The sequence below is a fragment of the Salmonella sp. SSDFZ69 genome (genome assembly GCF_004010755.1).
GTDB classification, from domain to species: Bacteria; Pseudomonadota; Gammaproteobacteria; order Enterobacterales; family Enterobacteriaceae; genus Salmonella; species Salmonella enterica.
The window spans coordinates 2,739,198-2,758,479 of record NZ_CP034831.1 but is presented as its reverse complement, the minus strand read 5'-3'; the positions used below and the strand labels follow the sequence as shown (position 1 = coordinate 2,758,479).

Sequence of the window (19,282 nt, the reverse complement as noted above, 5' to 3'; positions counted from 1 at the left end):
TCAATGAATGAGTTTTCAATCCTGTGCCGTGTGCTGGGATCGTTGTTTTACCGCCAACCGCAAGATCCTTTACTGGTTCCGCTGTTTACGTTAATCCGTGAAGGTAAACTGGCGGCAAACTGGCCGCTGGAGCAGGATGACATGCTGGCGCGTTTACAGAAAAGCTGCGATATCACGCAGATTTCCACTGATTACAATGCGTTATTTGTTGGGGAAGAGTGCGCGGTAGCGCCATACCGCAGTGAGTGGGTCGAAGGCGCGGAAGAGTCTGAGGTGCGTGCTTTTTTAACGTCGCGAGGGATGCCGCTGGCCGATACGCCTGCCGATCACATTGGCACTTTATTGCTCGCGGCCTCCTGGCTGGAAGATCAGTCTGCCGAAGATGAAAGTGAAGCGCTGGAAACCTTATTTGCCGATTATCTGCTTCCCTGGTGCAATACCTTCCTCGGTAAAGTTGAAGCCCATGCCGTTACGCCATTCTGGCGCACTCTGGCGCCGCTAACGCGTGATGCGATAGGGGCCATGTGGGATGAACTTCAGGAAGAAGATGAAGAATAATGTGATGTAAATCACCATTAACTGCAACGACTTTTACATCATTGCATAAAATGTGTGCGCGATCTCATTAATGTGCCGCTTTTCTGTTATGATGCGCGCCATGAACATACTTCTTTCTATTGCTATCACGACGGGCATCCTTTCTGGAATATGGGGATGGGTGGCCGTCTCCCTGGGGTTACTAAGCTGGGCCGGTTTTTTAGGCTGTACGGCTTATTTCGCCTGTCCGCAGGGCGGCTTTAAGGGATTGTTGATTTCCGCTTGTACGCTGTTAAGCGGTATGGTGTGGGCGCTGGTCATTATTCACGGTAGCGCGCTGGCGCCGCATCTGGAAATTGTCAGTTACGTGTTGACGGGGATCGTGGCATTCCTGATGTGTATCCAGGCAAAGCAGCTATTGCTTTCTTTTGTTCCGGGAACATTTATCGGCGCCTGCGCGACATTTGCAGGGCAGGGTGACTGGCGGTTGGTATTACCGTCGCTGGCGCTGGGGCTAATCTTTGGCTATGCCATGAAAAATAGTGGGCTATGGCTGGCATCACGCCGCGAGCAACATTCAGCGAATACGGCGGTCACAAAATAAAAAAGCGTGGGGTTCTTCCCCACGCTTTGTCGTATTCATCAGGATTCTGGCGGTACTGACAGCTCACGGTATTTCACCAGAATATCATTTTGCCTGTCCGCTTTATTCTGCAAATCCCACAGTCCGCGATCGATACCATCATTAATGAGGAAGATAACGCCGGTTTCAATGGCTGACATCAGACACAGCATCACCGGTTCGTTCGAGGTATAGCCGATTTCGCCTTCCAGTAAGCGCTGGTAATCAATAAAACGGAACACGCCTGCCTGTACTTCATAGGAAAGGATCGTTTTACTGGTGTTCACCGAAGAAAGGATCTCGCCCGTACTGACGTTAACCACGCGCAGGTTGACAGCAATCTGATCCAGCTGATACTGCGTATCGGCGCCAATACCGAAATATCTTGCGCCGACCCCGCCGGATTTGACGTTACTTTCATAACCAATAATAGAACCTTCCACCATAATATTTGCCGCCGTCAGCGACTGAAGCGGGATACGGTTATTCATCGCCACGGTGCCGTTTTCCTGGGCTGCGCGAATAATTTTCCGTTCATTCAAAAGATTCTGTAAGCCTTGTCGTTCCAGCGGGATAAACCAGCGCGAATCTTTCAGCGCAGTGACCAACATAGCGGTGGCGCTCTGCGGCACAGCCGTAGAAAAGTTACTTGCCGGGTAAGGTTTAAATTGGCCCGTTTCATCCTGAATGTTATATACCGAAACAAAGATCTTACCGGTGGGAGCAGGTAAGTGCGTCAAATCTTTGTAACTTTGTGCGCGGGGCATTAATGTCGGTTTCGCAGCTTGTTTCGGCGGGGCAGTTAAGCATCCGCTCAACAATAAAACGGCAACCAAAATAAGTAAGCGCGGCATGATTTATATCCTTTAGTGACTATAGCTTAAAAATCGGTTGACTGAGTTTGTAAACCTGACACTTCGATGGTCGAGGTTCTTCCCGTTTTTCTGTCCGTGACGTTGAGCTGGAGCTGTCCGTCGCGATTAGCGATATCGATAATAAAATCGTTGGTCACCATACGTCCTGGTTTCCCGGTATTAATATTGGTCAACAAGCCGCCCAGAATTTGCGATTGAATAGCCTGTGTAAAGTTATCCAACGCTGAGGGGGTTTCGATACCAAAATCGTTATCATAAGCGGGGTCTTTATATGAATTTTGCGCCTGGGCGCTATTCAATAAAAAGGAACCGTTATTGGGGTTTCCACCAAAGTTAGGATTACGGAACTGGAACGTCATATTTCCAGCCCAGGTTAATGGCGAAAAAAGCATGAGCAGCACTACTGCATGTTTAACACGCATGACAGCCTCCGGATAAAAATCATGTTTTAGAATTCATCACGCGCTAAATCACTCGTACTTAATAGCGTTTGATCTATTTGTCGGCGATTTAATGCTTCCTCTGTTTGCGCTAATGCGAAGACGACGGTTTTCTCGAAGTCTCTTTTCATTGGAAATAAAAAGGTCTGGAAAATAACGTCCTGATTTACCGTTATGGTGATCCAGCTTCCCCAACGCGCACTGGGTCTTTCATTAATGGTCAGATTGCCGGTGTATTCGCTTTCCCATTTGTCGCTGAATGCACGATAGAATTCATGTCCTATCGAAGAGACGGTATGGTCGGTTAACAATCCGGGAACCTCGACTTCAACTTCATTGGCATGCAGGTTTCCGGTAGCGAACAGTAACTCTGCTGCTACAATCCAGGTCAGATAGCGTTTCATGGCCTTACCGCCTGAGATTATCGTTTGCCCATGAAACTGCCTGGGTGCGATTTTTGACAGCTATCTTTTTGAAAAGATTATAAAGATGTGTCTTAACCGTATTCTCGCTGATAAATAGCGACCTGGCGATTTCATTATTAGAGGCACCAATACGTAACTTATTGAGGATCTCTTTTTCGCGATGAGTGAGTAATGCGGACTCGGTGCTGTTGTAGCGGTAATTTCCTGAGTGTGTAATCAGGTAACTGGCTAATTTTTGTGAAAAATAGCATTCGCCCCGCAGAATACCCTGTAATCCGCTGACCACGTGTTCCTGGTCTTCAGTGGCGTAAAACACGCCGTTAATATGAGGCCAGTTTTCAATTTCACGGTAGGGATAATCGTCAGGGGTATTTAACAATAATGTTTTTATATTATTGTTTTTGCGGCTTAAATTATCCTGCCAATAGTGGATAAGCTTCTTATCCGCTTCCATCATATCCATTAAAACAATGCAACCGGCTGAGATATCTTCCAGAGAACGTTGAATATTATGCAGTTTTCCGGTTATGGCCAGCGATTGCTTTAAATGTTGCAATAATGCCGTAGCTTGCAGAGATGGCTTTGTGATCAACAATAGTGTGTGACCATGACTACTATGGACTTCATTAAACATGATGAAACTCCACTTTTTTTAATCGCACATCTGACAGCTGCCCCCATAAAATAAAGGCACCAGAAGTACTGACAGATGTTGCACTGCTGTGGGTTGAAATAGCCCATTATCCAGAAAGAGAAAAATATTTACGAAAATACTTTTAACTGTTTTCAATCTAGCCATTACAAATCTTAAAGCAAGTGTTAAACTTGTAACAAGATGTAAAAATATATATTAAAATGTTGTTTTTGGGTTTTTTTGAAGTTTAGATTTGATAGTAAAGTTGTACATTTCGCTGTTATTGCATAGATTTAAAAAATCATACAAATTATAATAATTCATTGATTTTTAATCATTTTAATTATTGTGTGTCATGTTTTGATTTTATTTTTTCTTAAAATTTGAGACGTGGCATTAACCTGGACAGCACAAAGACAAAAAAAACGAAGTGTGTCACGTCTTGTGCGTATTGCCCCCATAGGAAGCATAAGAACATCCCCATGGCGGCATAACACACACCAACACTTCATTTTTTGGGTTCGCGATACACTATCTTCTATGGCCAAAAATCAATTATAAAAAATCACATGGCTATCGTTTTATTAGCACTTTGGTATGAGCTTAAATAACAAAATACCACGCGTGGGTGAGTTATTAAAAATTTTTCCACGGACATACTCTTCATCGTAACGACGCGTTAACAAAAAACGCATGTCGCTAACAAGGTAATAGATAATTTTCGCTATGTACGACCAGGTCCAGGGTGACAGCATGAAAAACAAATTGTTATTTATGATGTTGACAATACTGGGTGCGCCTGGGATTGCAACCGCGACAAATTATGATCTGGCTCGTTCAGAATATAATTTTGCGGTAAATGAATTAAGCAAGTCTTCATTTAATCAGGCGGCCATTATTGGTCAAGTCGGCACGGATAATAGTGCCAGAGTACGCCAGGAAGGATCAAAACTATTGTCCGTTATTTCACAAGAAGGAGGAAATAATCGGGCGAAAGTCGACCAGGCAGGGAATTATAACTTTGCGTATATTGAGCAAACGGGCAATGCCAACGATGCCAGTATATCGCAAAGCGCTTACGGTAATAGTGCGGCTATTATACAGAAAGGTTCTGGAAATAAGGCCAATATTACCCAGTACGGTACGCAGAAAACAGCAGTTGTAGTGCAGAAACAGTCGCATATGGCTATTCGCGTCACCCAACGCTAATACCGTTACGACTTTTAAATCAATCCGATGGGGGTTTTACCATGAAACTTTTAAAAGTGGCAGCATTCGCAGCAATCGTAGTTTCTGGCAGTGCTCTGGCTGGCGTCGTTCCACAATGGGGCGGCGGCGGTAATCATAACGGCGGCGGCAATAGTTCCGGCCCGGATTCCACGTTGAGCATTTATCAGTACGGTTCCGCTAACGCTGCGCTTGCTCTGCAAAGCGATGCCCGTAAATCTGAAACGACCATTACCCAGAGCGGTTATGGTAACGGCGCCGATGTAGGCCAGGGTGCGGATAATAGTACTATTGAACTGACTCAGAATGGTTTCAGAAACAATGCCACCATCGACCAGTGGAACGCTAAAAACTCCGATATTACTGTCGGTCAATACGGCGGTAATAACGCCGCGCTGGTTAATCAGACCGCATCTGATTCCAGCGTAATGGTGCGTCAGGTTGGTTTTGGCAACAACGCCACGGCTAACCAGTATTAATTTAGCGTCTGCGCTAATAAAAAAACAGGGCATAAGCCCTGTTTTTTTTCGGGAGGAAATTATGCATACTTTATTGCTCCTTGCCGCACTTTCAAATCAGATTACGTTTACCACGACTCAGCAAGGCGATATTTACACGGTGATCCCTCAGGTCACATTAAACGAACCCTGCGTCTGTCAGGTGCAAATTCTCTCTGTGCGCGACGGCGTCGGGGGACAAAGCCATACACAGCAAAAACAAACGCTATCTTTACCTGCTAATCAACCGATTGAGTTGTCTCGTCTTAGTGTAAATATATCTTCAGAGGACTCGGTTAAAATTATTGTTACTGTTTCGGACGGACAATCACTGCATTTATCACAACAATGGCCGCCTTCTGCACAGTAGTTTTTGATGGTGGCGGAAATGGATTGGCTGACCTGGGTATAAAGAGGCGATAAAAGCGTCTCATCGTCTCGGCATGTCGCTATAAGGTAACGCCGAACCCTCGAGGATGACTAATCATTGAGGAGTTAACATGTCCGTAATCAAGAAAAATATCCCTGGCATAGGCCTGTGTATCTGCGCTTTTTTTATCCATTCTGCGGTAGGGCAACAAACGGTACAGGGCGGCGTTATCCATTTTCGCGGCGCGATTGTTGAGCCACTGTGCGATATTTCTACTCACGCCGAAAATATTGATTTAACCTGCCTACGCGAAGGTAAAAAGCAAATGCACCGGATTGACCTTCGGCAGGCATCTGGATTACCGCAGGATATTCAGTCCATTGCGACGGTACGGCTGCATTATCTCGATGCGCAAAAAAGCCTGGCGGTGATGAATATTGAGTACCGTTAACGGCGGTGTCATAGATATAAAAAGAGCGACTCTGTTGAAAGCCCTGCTGTACACTTTGCAGATAAGGTGAGACAAAGGGGGGGTTATGACATCACGTCTTCAGGTCATACAGGGTGATATCACTCAACTTAGCGTCGATGCGATTGTGAATGCCGCTAACGCATCATTAATGGGCGGCGGTGGCGTAGACGGCGCGATTCATCGCGCGGCGGGGCCGGCATTGCTGGACGCCTGTAAACTCATCCGTCAGCAACAGGGCGAATGTCAGACGGGACATGCGGTTATCACGCCTGCTGGCAAGCTTTCGGCAAAGGCGGTTATTCACACAGTGGGGCCCGTCTGGCGAGGCGGCGAACACCAGGAAGCTGAGCTACTCGAAGAGGCATACCGGAATTGTTTGCTGCTTGCCGAGGCGAATCACTTTCGTTCCATCGCTTTTCCGGCAATCAGTACCGGCGTTTATGGCTATCCACGCGCCCAGGCCGCTGAAGTCGCCGTCAGGACGGTTTCAGATTTTATTACCCGTTACGCTCTGCCTGAACAGGTATACTTTGTCTGTTATGATGAAGAAACTGCCCGGCTTTACGCAAGATTACTTACTCAGCAAGGCGACGACCCTGCCTGATAAAACACGCCTGGAGCGTGCCGTTGAACCGCTATGCGCGCGCCATCCCGGAGAGTGCGGCATTCTCGCGCTGGATAACAGTCTGGACGCTTTTGCCGCCCGCTACCGCCTGACCGAAATGGCGGCGCGGACGCTGGATGTGCAGTATTATATTTGGGAAGACGATATGTCCGGGCGGCTGCTCTTTTCGGTACTGCTGTCGGCGGCGAAGCGCGGCGTTCATGTTCGTCTGCTGCTGGATGATAACAATACGCCTGGTCTGGATGATACGTTGCGCTTGCTGGATAGCCATCCTAATATCGAAGTTCGTCTGTTTAATCCTTTCTCTTTTCGTACGCTACGCGCGCTGGGATATTTGACGGATTTTGCGCGGCTGAATCGGCGGATGCACAATAAAAGTTACACTGCCGACGGCGTAGTGACGCTGGTCGGTGGGCGCAACATCGGCGATGCCTATTTCGGCGCTGGCGAGGAGCCGCTATTTTCCGATCTGGACGTGATGGCCATTGGCCCGGTGGTCAATGATGTCGCCAATGATTTTGAACGTTACTGGCGCTGTAGTTCAGTGTCGACATTGCAGCAAGTATTATCCCTTTCTGAGCAGGAACTGACGCAGCGTATCGAACTTCCCGAATCCTGGTATAACGATGAGATCACCCGCCGTTATCTGCATAAGCTGGAAACCAGCCAGTTTATGGCGGATCTCGATCGCGGAACGTTGCCGCTGATTTGGGCAAAAACACGCTTGCTTAGCGATGACCCTTCTAAAGGCGAGGGGAAGGCGCAGCGCCATTCGCTTCTTCCGCAGCGATTATTTGACGTGATGGGGTCGCCGACGGAGCGTATCGACATTATTTCCGCTTACTTTGTCCCTACGCGCGCAGGCGTGGCGCAGTTGCTTAATCTGGTCAGGAAAGGCGTGAAGATCGCCATCTTAACTAACTCTCTGGCGGCCAACGATGTGGCGGTCGTTCACGCAGGGTACGCGCGCTGGCGAAAGAAGTTACTGCGCTATGGTGTGGAGCTCTACGAACTGAAACCGACCCGCGAACATGAAACCGCCGTACATGATCGCGGACTTACCGGGAACTCAGGTTCCAGCTTACATGCTAAAACGTTCAGTATTGATGGTAGTAAGGTGTTTATCGGGTCGCTTAATTTTGATCCCCGTTCAACGCTTTTAAATACCGAAATGGGCTTTGTCATTGAAAGTGAAACGCTGGCGACGCTTATCCATAAGCGTTTTACACAGAGCCAACGCGATGCGGCCTGGCAACTGCGGCTGGATCGCTGGGGACGAATTAACTGGATCGATCGTCAGCAAGAAGAGGAAAAGGTGTTAAAGAAAGAACCCGCTACGCGTTTCTGGCAGCGAGTTCTGGTACGGTTGGCGGCAATTTTACCTGTGGAATGGTTGCTGTGAACCCGCGCGCGGAAAACTACCCGATCGCGGCGCGGCTTTCTTGTTTTACCGGCGGTTTACCTGAAAAGAGAAATTTCAGGAGCGGGATGCGTAAATGAATTTCATACAGAATTAACGCAATACCCATAACAAATATCAGCCCGCACAAGAACCCGATCAGGTTGGAGGAGATATGCGGCGTAATATACGCGCCAAAGAAAAGCGTTAAGGGATGATGCACCAGATAGATAAACAGCGAAGCATTCACGAAATAGGTGACACGCGCGGACTGGAAGTTTAACAAGCGATGCCCCAGTGAGAATACCACGTTCACCATCCACAGCCCCATTACCATCGTAATCACGGATTCGGTTTCGTACATCCAGGCGTCGCCGCTCCCATAACGTTGATTCAGCAGATACGCGATAAAAGCAACGGCAGCGCCTAAAGTGCATCCGCGTGAGGGCGTGGTGAAGCGCGCTTTCAGATCGGGGTGAATGAAGGCCAACGCGCCGAGAATAAAAAATGGCACATAAAATAGCGTTTGCATCACAATAAAATTGAACATGCCGTCACTGAGGATTGCCGGATATACGATGAAAATAATGCGCCTGATAGCGGCGTAAGCCATCCCCAGCAGGAAAAAAATAAGCGAAAGCCTGGCCAGTGAAATAGCGGCGGGACGAGGCTTGCTTGTTTCCTGCCTTTTTTGGAACCAGGTAAAAATCCCGATGCTGACGGTGGTTAATATCACCAGCACCAGTAAAAACCACAGATGTGAAATGAGTTCCCACGCTAACGTATTATATTTTTCATAGGCAGAGAGTGTAGGCCAGTTCTCTGTTTTCTCTTTGACATATTGCAACAGGATAAATTGCGGCAAGGTAAGCAAAGGGATTGCGGTAAGCATAGGAATACCCACACGTTCTACCCGTACTTTCCACCAGCGTTTTAACGGATAACGTAAAAACAACATGTACGAAAAATAACCAGAAATAACAAAAAACACCTGCATACGAAAAGCGTGGATAAAATCGTTAAACAGGGTTAGCCACCACGATGGCGTGGCGCTATTGACATGCCAACTGTGAGTGGAATAGATCAACGAGATATGAAAGGGAATCCCTAACAACATCAGCCATGCGCGGATAGAGTCAAGAAAATATTCACGCGGCGCGGGTACAGAGCTCATATAAGGTCACGTATTCTCAGATTTTTCACCTTATCCATAAGGCGAATTATAGTTACATTCGGTAGCAACCCTACACCAACTCCGACAACCTGTCTCCAGGATAAGCACGCAAAGTGAAAACAGGCGCGGGAGGTGCTTAATCCATGAGCCAGCGCGCTGAACAAAGCCTGGATTCAGTTGTCGTAATGCCTGATTATCCATTAAAATGGATCGGATCGATATAAGCACACAAAGGGGGAAGTGCTTACTTATTATGAAACATAAACGACAAATGATGAAAATGCGTTGGTTGGGCGCAGCTATTATGTTAACGCTCTACGCATCATCGAGCTGGGCGTTCAGTATTGATGACGTGGCAAAACAAGCTCAATCTTTAGCCGGGAAAGGCTATGAGGCGCCTAAAAGCAACTTGCCCTCCGTTTTCCGCGACATGAAATATGCGGATTATCAGCAGATCCAGTTTAACAGCGATAAAGCCTACTGGAACAACTTAAAGACCCCTTTTAAGCTCGAATTTTACCATCAGGGGATGTACTTCGATACGCCGGTCAAGATTAACGAAGTGACGGCGACGACGGTCAAAAGAATCAAATACAGCCCGGATTACTTCAATTTTGGCAATGTTCAGCACGATAAAGACACGGTAAAAGATTTAGGCTTCGCCGGGTTCAAAGTTCTGTACCCCATCAACAGTAAAGATAAGAACGACGAAATCGTCAGTATGCTTGGCGCCAGCTATTTCCGCGTTATCGGCGCAGGCCAGGTATATGGCTTATCTGCGCGCGGCCTGGCGATTGATACCGCCTTACCATCTGGTGAAGAGTTTCCCCGCTTTCGCGAGTTCTGGATTGAGCGTCCAAAACCCACCGATAAGCGTTTGACCGTCTATGCATTACTGGATTCTCCGCGCGCGACCGGCGCTTACCGTTTTGTGATCATTCCTGGCCGCGATACCGTGGTGGACGTGCAGTCAAAAGTCTATCTGCGCGATAAAGTAGGCAAGCTGGGCGTTGCGCCATTAACCAGTATGTTCCTGTTTGGGCCAAACCAGCCGTCGCCGACGACCAACTATCGTCCGGAACTGCATGACTCGAACGGCTTATCCATTCATGCGGGTAATGGCGAGTGGATTTGGCGTCCGCTGAACAATCCAAAACACCTCGCTGTGAGCAGCTATGCAATGGAAAACCCTCAGGGATTCGGCCTGTTGCAGCGTGGTCGCGAGTTCTCGCGCTTTGAAGATTTAGACGATCGCTACGACCTGCGTCCAAGCGCCTGGATTACCCCGAAAGGCGACTGGGGCAAAGGTAAGGTTGAACTGGTTGAAATTCCGACCAATGATGAAACCAACGATAACATCGTCGCTTACTGGACTCCGGATCAACTGCCGGAACCGGGTAAAGAGATGAACTTCAAGTACACTCTGACCTTCAGCCGCGATGAAGATAAACTTCATGCGCCGGATAATGCCTGGGTGCTGCAAACACGCCGCTCAACGGGCGACGTTAAACAGTCGAATCTGATTCGCCAGCCCGACGGCACTATTGCCTTTGTGGTGGATTTCGTTGGCGCCGACATGAAAAAACTGCCGCCGGATACGCCTGTCGCTGCGCAAACCAGCATTGGCGATAACGGTGAAATCGTTGACAGTAATGTACGCTATAACCCAGTCACTAAAGGCTGGCGTTTAATGCTGCGCGTGAAAGTCAAAGACGCGAAGAAAACCACGGAAATGCGTGCCGCATTGGTGAATGCCGATCAGACGCTAAGTGAAACCTGGAGCTACCAGTTACCTGCCAATGAATAAAACAACTGAGTATATTGACGCACTGCTGCTTTCTGAACGTGAGAAAGCGGCATTGCCGAAAACTGACATCCGCGCCGTGCATCAGGCGCTGGATGCCGAGCATCGGACTTACTCGCGAGAAGACGATTCACCGCAGGGTTCCGTAAAAGCCCGCCTTGAACACGCCTGGCCGGATTCATTGGCGAAGGGGCAGTTAATTAAAGATGATGAAGGGCGCGATCAGTTGCAGGCTATGCCAAAAGCGACGCGCTCTTCGATGTTTCCCGATCCCTGGCGAACCAACCCGGTTGGCCGTTTCTGGGATCGTCTGCGTGGGCGGGATGTAACGCCGCGCTATGTTTCTCGTCTGACAAAAGAAGAGCAGGCGAGCGAGCAAAAATGGCGTACCGTCGGCACTATACGCCGCTATATTTTGTTAATTTTGACTCTGGCGCAAACCGTCGTCGCGACCTGGTATATGAAGACCATTCTGCCTTATCAGGGATGGGCGCTCATCAATCCTATGGATATGGTGGGGCAGGATATTTGGGTCTCCTTTATGCAGCTCCTGCCCTACATGCTGCAAACCGGTATCCTGATTTTGTTTGCCGTGCTGTTCTGCTGGGTGTCAGCCGGATTCTGGACGGCGCTGATGGGCTTCCTGCAACTGCTTATCGGGCGCGATAAGTACAGCATCTCCGCGTCTACGGTTGGCGATGAGCCCCTCAATCCGGAACACCGGACGGCGCTGATCATGCCTATCTGTAATGAAGACGTTAGCCGCGTTTTCGCCGGTCTGCGCGCGACCTGGGAGTCCGTTAAAGCCACAGGCAACGCCGCGCATTTCGACGTCTATATCCTTAGCGACAGTTATAACCCGGATATCTGCGTGGCGGAGCAAAAGGCGTGGATGGAGCTTATCGCGGAAGTGCAGGGCGAAGGCCAAATTTTTTACCGTCGCCGCCGCCGCCGTATGAAACGCAAAAGCGGCAATATTGACGATTTTTGCCGCCGCTGGGGCAATCAGTACAGCTATATGGTGGTGCTGGACGCGGACTCAGTGATGAGCGGCGAGTGTCTGAGTGGGCTGGTGCGCCTGATGGAAGCGAATCCAAACGCCGGGATTATCCAGTCTTCGCCGAAAGCGTCGGGAATGGATACTCTGTATGCCCGCTGCCAACAGTTCGCGACCCGTGTTTATGGGCCGCTGTTTACCGCCGGGCTGCACTTCTGGCAGTTGGGGGAGTCGCACTACTGGGGGCACAATGCCATTATCCGCGTGAAGCCGTTTATCGAGCACTGCGCTCTGGCGCCGCTGCCGGGAGAAGGTTCGTTCGCCGGATCGATTCTTTCCCACGACTTTGTGGAGGCGGCGCTAATGCGTCGGGCAGGGTGGGGCGTCTGGATTGCCTACGATCTCCCCGGTTCCTATGAAGAGCTGCCGCCAAACCTGCTGGATGAGCTTAAACGCGACCGCCGCTGGTGTCACGGCAACCTGATGAACTTTCGTCTGTTCCTGGTGAAAGGAATGCACCCGGTGCATCGCGCCGTGTTCCTGACGGGGGTAATGTCATATCTGTCCGCGCCGTTATGGTTTATGTTCCTCGCGCTTTCTACCGCGCTGCAGGTCGTTCATGCGTTAACAGAGCCGCAATATTTCCTTCAGCCGCGCCAGCTTTTTCCGGTCTGGCCGCAGTGGCGTCCGGAACTGGCAATCGCGCTGTTTGCGTCAACGATGGTGCTGCTGTTCCTGCCGAAGCTGCTCAGTATTATGCTGATCTGGTGTAAAGGCACCAAAGAGTATGGCGGTTTCTGGCGCGTTACGCTGTCGCTGTTGCTGGAAGTGCTGTTCTCCGTGTTGCTGGCGCCGGTGCGTATGCTGTTTCATACCGTGTTTGTGGTCAGCGCGTTTCTCGGCTGGGAAGTGGTCTGGAACTCACCGCAACGCGACGATGATTCTACGCCGTGGGGAGAAGCCTTTATGCGTCACGGCTCTCAACTGCTGCTGGGGCTGGTCTGGGCGGTGGGTATGGCGTGGCTGGATTTACGCTTTCTGTTCTGGCTGGCGCCGATTGTCTTTTCGCTGATTCTGTCGCCATTTGTTTCGGTGATCTCCAGTCGTTCAACGGTAGGATTACGCACCAAACGCTGGAAGCTGTTCCTGATCCCGGAAGAGTATTCGCCGCCTCAGGTGTTGGTCGATACCGATAAATATCTGGAGATGAATCGCCGCCGTATTCTGGACGATGGCTTTATGCATGCGGTATTTAACCCGTCGCTGAATGCGCTGGCGACCGCGATGGCCACCGCGCGTCACCGCGCCAGTAAGGTGCTGGAAATAGCCCGCGATCGCCATGTGGAGCAGGCGCTAAACGAAACGCCGGAGAAACTGAACCGCGATCGGCGTCTGGTTTTGCTCAGCGATCCGGTGACGATGGCGCGTTTACACTATCGGGTCTGGAATGCGCCAGAGAGATACTCTTCCTGGGTAAACCATTATCAGTCTCTCGTCCTGAATCCGCAGGCGTTGCAGGGGCGAACATCGTCAGCGGGATAAGGTCTGGAGTGAGGTGAAAAATACCGGCGTGATGCCGGTATTTTTATAGTGAAATGAGGTATCAGGTGCGTATATTCGCGGTGAGCATAATGGTGATTACCCTGAGCGGCTGCGGCAGTATTATCAGCAGAACGATCCCCGGACAAGGACACGGCAACCAGTATTACCCTGGCGTGCAGTGGGATATGCGTGATTCCACATGGCGCTATATCACTATCCTCGATCTGCCCTTCTCACTGATCTTCGATACACTGCTACTGCCGCTCGATATTCACCACGGGCCTTATGAGTAATTAACGCTCATCCCATTCGTCTGCCGCAGTACGGCCTTCCTCGGTATCAAGCGGGGGTTCAAGCTGGAATTCCCCTTCATCCCATTCATGCAAGGTATTCTCTTCCTGCCACTCCTGGCGGATCTCTATCTCATCATAATCGCCGTCAAACACGCTCTGCGCGGCTTCACCACTCAGCATCGGCAGACATTCGCCATCTTCACCTTCATCGGCGAAAAATTCGACCTGCCACATAATGTCCCCATCCTGCAGTACATATTTCTGAACGTTGAACTGCTGCACATTCGCTTCATCTTGTTCGAGGCCTGGATGGTCAGCCAGAAATTCTTCCCGGGCTGCATCGATAGCTTCTTCCAGCGTGGCATACATGGTCATCAGTGTCTCCCTTTGATTTGACGAGGTATTTAGGGAAAGAATAGCTGATTCTGTGATATTGCAAGTATGAAAGCGCAAAAATCATTCTATTGCCAGTCTGCGCCGTCGTAAGCTGTTCCATGAATAGATGGCATTGAACAACACCACGCCTGCCGTGACGCAGAATACGGCGCGGAAGCCATAGCTCGCGGAAATTGCGGCGCCCATGAGAGGGCCGGTGACGTTGCCGATATCGCGGAAAGATTGGTTGTAACTGAATATGCGCCCGGCTATCTGGTTGGTAGAGTTGTAAACCAGCAGAGTTTGAACGGCTGGCAGCAGCGCGCCATCCGCCGCGCCAAGCAGAAACCGCAATAGCGCGAGCTGCCATGGCGTTTGCACAAAAGACATTGGAATCAGCAGCAGTACGGAAATAATCAGCGCGACGATAAGGATCTTTTCCGGGCCAATTCTGTCGCCAAGCTTGCCGAGCCGGGGGGCGCTAAGTAATGCCGCCACGCCGGGAACGGACGCTATCATCCCGCTAATGAACGCAATATTACTGACATTTCCCGCGAGTTCGCGCACATAGAGCGTCAGGATGGGCGCAATAGACCCCGTCGCCACCTGAATAATCAGCGTGGTGACAAACAGGCTTAACACCAGGCGGGGATTTTTTAACGAGGCGACCACTTCCCGAACGTGAAGCATCTCTTTTTTGCTCACCGGCAGGAAATTCTCGCGAATAAAAAAGAAGGTGAGCAGAAAACAGATAAACAAAACGCTGGCGGTAATAAAAAAGACCGGGCGAAGGCCGTAATGGTCGGCGAGCAGACCGCCCGCAAGTGGGCCAAGCAGAGCGCCGCTGACGCCGCCAGTAGAGAGCGTCCCTAACGCCCAGCCGCTTTTATGGCGTGGCACCTGAGTGGCGATGAGCGCATTGGCGTTGGGAATAAATCCGCCCAGCAGGCCTAATAACGCGCGGAGGATCAGAAATTGCCAGATATTTTGCGCCATGCCCATTAACAGCATCACAATGGCCATGCCGAGAGCGGAACGCAACAGCATGATCTTACGTCCTTTACGATCCGCCAGGCCGCCCCAAAAAGGGGAAGCGATAGCTGAAAAGAGGAACGTAATACTAAAGACCAGCCCGGACCACATGTTGAGCGCGCTATGGCCTGTTACGCCGAGTTGCTCAACGTAGAGAGGGAGAAAAGGCATGACCAGACTGAATGCCGCGCCGGTTAAAAAACAGCCCAGCCAGGTAACGGTTAGATTGCGTTTCCAGTTTATGGGGACATCAGAGGGTGACATAGCGTTCCACAGTATGATGCGCGGTTTGCGCTATCATCAATTTAATTATGAGCGTACTAATTATAATTATGCGCCGACCTTACCAGCCTCGCAATGTGGGGAGCTTTTAAAGCTAAAAGAGGGGAAAAATTGCAGCCTGACGGCTGCAATCCTGTCAATAGCGCGACGGTACGCCTTCAGGGCGAGTTTTAAAGCGGCGATGCAACCACATATACTGCTCTGGCGCCATCATAATGCACTGCTCAACAATCTTATTCATCCATGCGGCAGTCGCTTCTGCGTTCTCCAGCGGAGGCGAATATTCCGCAGGAAGAATGATCAGTTCGTAGCCTTTTCCATCGGGTTTACGGCGAGGCACGAAGGGGATAATACAGGCTTTAGACATGCGCGCGAGCATCCAGGTACCGGAGGTCGTGGCAGCCTGGTCGACAGCGAATAATGGTACAAAAACGCTGGCGCGCGGGCCATAATCGTGATCCGGCGCATACCAGATCAATTCGCCGCTTTTCAATGCCTTAACCATGCCTTTCAGATCTTTGCGATCCAACATTGATTTATTGGAGCGTAAGCGTCCCCAGGTCTGTAACCAGTCGAGCAACGGATTATCATTCGGGCGATAAACTCCGATCCCCGGGTTATGCATACCAAACATGCGGGCGCCAAACTCAAGGGTAAGAAAATGTATTCCTACCAGAATGAACCCCAGCCCCTGCGCCTTAACTTCACGGATATGCTCCAGACCGCTCGCTTCCATCCAGCGGTTCACTCGCCGATCGGGCCAGAACCAGGCCATGCCGGTTTCCATCACGCCCATACCGACGGATTCAAAGTTTTTGACCACCATGGTGTGGCGTTCCTGCGCGCTCATTTCCGGAAAGCATAATTCAAGGTTGCGATAGGCGATTTTTGCGCGGCGTTTCATTACGCGTCGCGCCAGGTGGCCCAATGCGCAACCCAATTTATAGATGACCGGGTAGGGGAGTTGCACGACCAACCAAAGCGCGCCTATACCCAACCAGGTTAACCAATAGCGCGGGTGCAGTAAGGCCACGGAGAACTTAGGCAACTTCGTCATTTCTATCCTGTCTTTCAACGAACAATTCCCCGTATTCTCGCATCTTTTTGCGTTGAGCAAAAATATGTAGCAGGAGAGTGGCGATTAAATCGACAATTGTTGTTAATTATTTAGTGTAAAGCAGGAAATGTAGCGCAAAATGTGTGGATGTAAATTGGCGAGACTTGCCTTATCATGCCTGCCCACTTTATTTTTTGCTGATTGCAGGATACGTACACCATGCCAGTGTTACACAACCGCATCTCTAATGACGAGCTGAAAGCCAAAATGCTGGCGGAAAGCGAGCCGCGTACGACAATTTCTTTTTATAAATATTTCACTATCGCCTCGCCGCAACAGACGCGGGACGCGTTGTATCAGATGTTTACGGCGTTGGACGTTTTTGGTCGCGTTTACCTGGCGCATGAGGGCATCAATGCGCAAATCAGCGTGCCGCAAAGCAAGGTCGAGACCTTTCGTCAACAGCTTTATACGTTCGACCCCGCGCTGGACGGGGTGCGTTTAAATATCGCGCTGGAGGATGACGGAAAGTCATTTTGGGTGCTGCGTATGAAAGTTCGCGACCGTATCGTCGCTGACGGTATTGACGATCCGAGTTTTGACGCCAGTAATGTCGGCGATTATCTGAAGGCGGCAGATGTGAATGCGATGCTGGACGATCCTGACGCGGTCTTTATTGATATGCGCAACCACTATGAGTATGAAGTCGGCCATTTCGAAAATGCTCTGGAAATCCCGGCGGATACGTTTCGTGAACAGTTGCCAAAAGCGGTTGAAATGCTGCGGGAACATGCAGATAAAAAGATAGTGATGTACTGTACCGGCGGTATTCGTTGTGAGAAAGCCAGCGCCTGGATGAAACACAACGGTTTCAATAAAGTCTGGCATATTGAGGGTGGCATCATTGAATACGCCCGTCGCGCGCGCGAGCAGGGGCTTCCCGTTCGCTTTATCGGCAAAAATTTTGTATTTGATGAGCGAATGGGCGAACGAATCTCGGATGAGGTTATCGCGCATTGCCATCAGTGCGGCGCGTCCTGCGATAGCCATACCAACTGCAAAAACGACGGTTGCCATCTGCTGTTTATCCAGTGTCCGCAGTGCGCCAGTAAATTTAACGGCTGCTGTAGTGAACAATGCTGTGAAGAGTTGGCCTTGCCGGAGGAAGAACAGCGCCGACGTCGCGCGGGTCGCGAGAACGGCAACAAAATTTTTAATAAATCGCGTGGTCGGCTTAATAGCAAACTGAGCATTCCCGATCCGGCTGAGTAATATTTTGCCGGATAGCAGCGTAAAGGCCGCTATCCGGCATTTCGCCAGGCGTTACTTCTGCTGAACGCCTTCTACTGAGATGATAAGCTCAACCTCTTGTGAGGCCGGGCCGAGATCGGTAGTTATATTGAAATCCTTCAGCTTAATTTTTCCTTCGGCCTCAAAGCCCGCGCGCTTACCGCCCCACGGATCGTCGCCCTGGCCCATCAGCTTCGCTTCCAGCGTTACCGGTTTAGTCACGCCATTGAGCGTCAGATTGCCGGTAATATCCAGTTCATCGCCCTCTTTTTTCACGCTGGTAGAGGTGAAGGTTGCCTGCGGGAATTTCGCAACATTAAGAAATTCCGCGCTACGCAGGTGTTTGTCACGTTCGGCATGGTTAGTGTCGACGCTATTGGTGTTAATGGTCACGTTCACTTTGTCTGCCGACGGATTTTTTTCGTCAAAAGTGAACGTGCCGTCGAAATCTTTAAAGGTGCCGTATAGCCAGCTGTAGCCCAGATGCTGGATGCGGAAATTGACGAACGCATGTTGGCCTTCTTTATCAATTTTATACTCCGCCGCCACGGCGGAACCGGTCGTGAATAACAAGGATGCGAGGGTGAATCCCAGCAGGTTTTTTTTCATTTTTGAGCTCCATAGTCAGATGACGACATTCCTGTCATACGTTTCAGTGTGTCGTCTTTATCGATGAAATGGTGTTTTAGCGCCATAACCCCATGCGAGAGCGAGATAATGACCAGCGACCAGGCAAACCACAGATGCAGCGTTCCGGCGATGTCAGCCTGCGCGCCCGCGTCCGTAAGCGTGGCCGGAATCTCAAACCAGCCAAAGACGCTAATCGGTTTACCGTCGGCGGTGGAAATCAGGTAGCCGCTAATGATTATCGCAAAGAGCAGGAGATACAGGAGAAGATGACCCGCGGCGGCGCCAGCGCGCGTTAAACGGGAATAGCTGGTCAACGCAACGGGCGGTGGCGAATAAAGCCGCCAGATAATACGCACGATCAGCGCCATCATCAGTAACATGCCAATACTTTTATGTATTTCTGGCGCCTGGTGATACCAGCCGTCGTAATAACTGAGCGTGACCATCCATAAACCCAACGCAAACATGCCATAGACCACCAGGGCGGTCAGCCAGTGGAGCGCGGCGGAAACCACGCCATAACGCTGTGGAGTATTTTTAAATTGCATAAACACACCAATGAATATTTCACGAGAGAATGAAAATGGCGTGGAAAAGCGCCGAATGCAACTTATAAATAAGAATTTGAATGATATTTATTTTTATTTCAATAATTTTGATGTTGTTTGCGGTTCAGCTTCAGA

22 protein-coding genes are annotated in these 19,282 nt (G+C 50.0%); 12 read left to right on the top strand and 10 right to left on the bottom strand.

From position 1 onward, the window contains the following. Positions 1-3 precede the first annotated feature (3 nt). Entirely contained in the window at positions 4-558 is a 555-nt protein-coding gene (locus EOS98_RS13905) for a molecular chaperone (RefSeq protein ID WP_023193536.1), read from the top strand. Positions 559-658: 100 nt separating this feature from the next. Then, complete coding sequence (locus tag EOS98_RS13900; protein WP_001546652.1) at positions 659-1,141, top strand: DUF1097 domain-containing protein; 483 nt, start codon at positions 659-661, stop codon at positions 1,139-1,141. Between the two features lie 38 nt (positions 1,142-1,179). On the opposite strand, the gene csgG is transcribed toward EOS98_RS13900, so the two are convergent. From csgG to csgD, 4 genes are read right to left on the bottom strand one after another with little or no spacing between them, the layout of a single operon-like run. Further along, entirely contained in the window at positions 1,180-2,013 is an 834-nt protein-coding gene (csgG, locus tag EOS98_RS13895) for a curli production assembly/transport protein CsgG (protein WP_001137620.1), read from the bottom strand. Positions 2,014-2,039: 26 nt separating this feature from the next. Then, positions 2,040-2,456, bottom strand: coding sequence for a curli production assembly/transport protein CsgF (csgF, locus tag EOS98_RS13890; protein ID WP_001264073.1), 417 nt, complete (start codon positions 2,454-2,456; stop codon positions 2,040-2,042). A gap of 26 nt (positions 2,457-2,482) precedes the next feature. Beyond that, positions 2,483-2,878 (bottom strand): curli production assembly/transport protein CsgE, encoded by a 396-nt coding sequence (csgE, locus tag EOS98_RS13885; protein ID WP_000833307.1) that lies wholly within the window; start codon positions 2,876-2,878, stop codon positions 2,483-2,485. A gap of 4 nt (positions 2,879-2,882) precedes the next feature. Further along, positions 2,883-3,533 (bottom strand): biofilm master transcriptional regulator CsgD, encoded by a 651-nt coding sequence (gene csgD, locus EOS98_RS13880; protein ID WP_000481517.1) that lies wholly within the window; start codon positions 3,531-3,533, stop codon positions 2,883-2,885. A 753-nt stretch (positions 3,534-4,286) separates the two neighbouring features. Between csgD and csgB the strand changes: the two genes are divergently transcribed. The 6 genes from csgB (at position 4,287) to EOS98_RS13850 (ending at position 8,126) form a co-directional block, all read left to right on the top strand. Then, positions 4,287-4,742, top strand: a complete 456-nt coding sequence (csgB, locus tag EOS98_RS13875; RefSeq protein WP_000791655.1) for a curli minor subunit CsgB — start codon at positions 4,287-4,289, stop codon at positions 4,740-4,742. 41 nt (positions 4,743-4,783) lie between these two features. Beyond that, positions 4,784-5,239, top strand: coding sequence for a curli major subunit CsgA (csgA, locus tag EOS98_RS13870; RefSeq protein ID WP_000771416.1), 456 nt, complete (start codon positions 4,784-4,786; stop codon positions 5,237-5,239). Between the two features lie 61 nt (positions 5,240-5,300). Then, positions 5,301-5,627, top strand: coding sequence for a curli assembly chaperone CsgC (csgC, locus tag EOS98_RS13865; protein ID WP_000557256.1), 327 nt, complete (start codon positions 5,301-5,303; stop codon positions 5,625-5,627). A gap of 130 nt (positions 5,628-5,757) precedes the next feature. Beyond that, on the top strand, positions 5,758-6,078 hold the full coding sequence (locus tag EOS98_RS13860; protein WP_000111257.1) for a type 1 fimbrial protein: 321 nt from the start codon (positions 5,758-5,760) through the stop codon (positions 6,076-6,078). A gap of 85 nt (positions 6,079-6,163) precedes the next feature. Next, entirely contained in the window at positions 6,164-6,703 is a 540-nt protein-coding gene (ymdB, locus tag EOS98_RS13855) for an O-acetyl-ADP-ribose deacetylase (protein WP_000203944.1), read from the top strand. Next, a complete protein-coding gene (locus EOS98_RS13850) occupies positions 6,639-8,126 on the top strand; it encodes a phospholipase D family protein (protein ID WP_000976323.1) in 1,488 nt (495 codons plus the stop codon). The genes ymdB and EOS98_RS13850 overlap by 65 nt, the downstream gene beginning before the upstream one ends. 16 nt (positions 8,127-8,142) lie before the next feature. Here the strand turns inward: EOS98_RS13850 and mdoC are convergent, their stop codons facing one another. Further along, positions 8,143-9,297: a glucans biosynthesis protein MdoC gene (mdoC, locus tag EOS98_RS13845; RefSeq protein ID WP_000100069.1), complete on the bottom strand. Its 1,155-nt coding sequence runs from the start codon at positions 9,295-9,297 to the stop codon at positions 8,143-8,145. 271 nt (positions 9,298-9,568) lie between these two features. On the opposite strand from mdoC, the gene mdoG reads away from it, so the two are divergent. The 3 genes from mdoG (at position 9,569) to EOS98_RS13825 (ending at position 13,933) form a co-directional block, all read left to right on the top strand. Then, positions 9,569-11,104: a glucans biosynthesis protein MdoG gene (gene mdoG, locus EOS98_RS13835; protein WP_001562609.1), complete on the top strand. Its 1,536-nt coding sequence runs from the start codon at positions 9,569-9,571 to the stop codon at positions 11,102-11,104. After that, entirely contained in the window at positions 11,097-13,640 is a 2,544-nt protein-coding gene (gene mdoH, locus EOS98_RS13830) for a glucans biosynthesis glucosyltransferase MdoH (RefSeq protein ID WP_001044609.1), read from the top strand. Before mdoG ends, mdoH begins: the two co-directional genes overlap by 8 nt. Positions 13,641-13,705: 65 nt before the next feature. Next, the gene (locus tag EOS98_RS13825; protein ID WP_126524143.1) at positions 13,706-13,933 is read left to right on the top strand and encodes a YceK/YidQ family lipoprotein; all 228 of its coding nucleotides are present in this window, start codon (positions 13,706-13,708) and stop codon (positions 13,931-13,933) included. Here EOS98_RS13825 and EOS98_RS13820 read toward each other — a convergent pair whose 3' ends face one another. The 3 genes from EOS98_RS13820 to EOS98_RS13805 all read right to left on the bottom strand — a co-directional run bounded on the left by EOS98_RS13820 (position 13,934) and on the right by EOS98_RS13805 (position 16,679). Continuing rightward, positions 13,934-14,308, bottom strand: a complete 375-nt coding sequence (locus tag EOS98_RS13820) for a MysB family protein (RefSeq protein WP_000180050.1) — start codon at positions 14,306-14,308, stop codon at positions 13,934-13,936. Between the two features lie 81 nt (positions 14,309-14,389). After that, entirely contained in the window at positions 14,390-15,604 is a 1,215-nt protein-coding gene (gene mdtG / locus EOS98_RS13815; protein ID WP_000075053.1) for a multidrug efflux MFS transporter MdtG, read from the bottom strand. Positions 15,605-15,758: 154 nt separating this feature from the next. Next, entirely contained in the window at positions 15,759-16,679 is a 921-nt protein-coding gene (locus tag EOS98_RS13805; protein ID WP_000163972.1) for a Kdo(2)-lipid IV(A) acyltransferase, read from the bottom strand. Between the two features lie 219 nt (positions 16,680-16,898). Here EOS98_RS13805 and EOS98_RS13800 point away from each other — a divergent pair, with 219 nt between their 5' ends. Continuing rightward, entirely contained in the window at positions 16,899-17,951 is a 1,053-nt protein-coding gene (locus EOS98_RS13800; protein WP_126524142.1) for a rhodanese-related sulfurtransferase, read from the top strand. 51 nt (positions 17,952-18,002) lie between these two features. On the opposite strand, the gene EOS98_RS13795 is transcribed toward EOS98_RS13800, so the two are convergent. Both EOS98_RS13795 and EOS98_RS13790 read right to left on the bottom strand, forming a co-directional pair. Then, a complete protein-coding gene (locus EOS98_RS13795) occupies positions 18,003-18,578 on the bottom strand; it encodes a YceI family protein (RefSeq protein ID WP_000739886.1) in 576 nt (191 codons plus the stop codon). Then, entirely contained in the window at positions 18,575-19,147 is a 573-nt protein-coding gene (locus EOS98_RS13790) for a cytochrome b (protein ID WP_001159791.1), read from the bottom strand. The genes EOS98_RS13795 and EOS98_RS13790 overlap by 4 nt, the downstream gene beginning before the upstream one ends. Between the last annotated feature and the right edge of the window lie 135 nt (positions 19,148-19,282).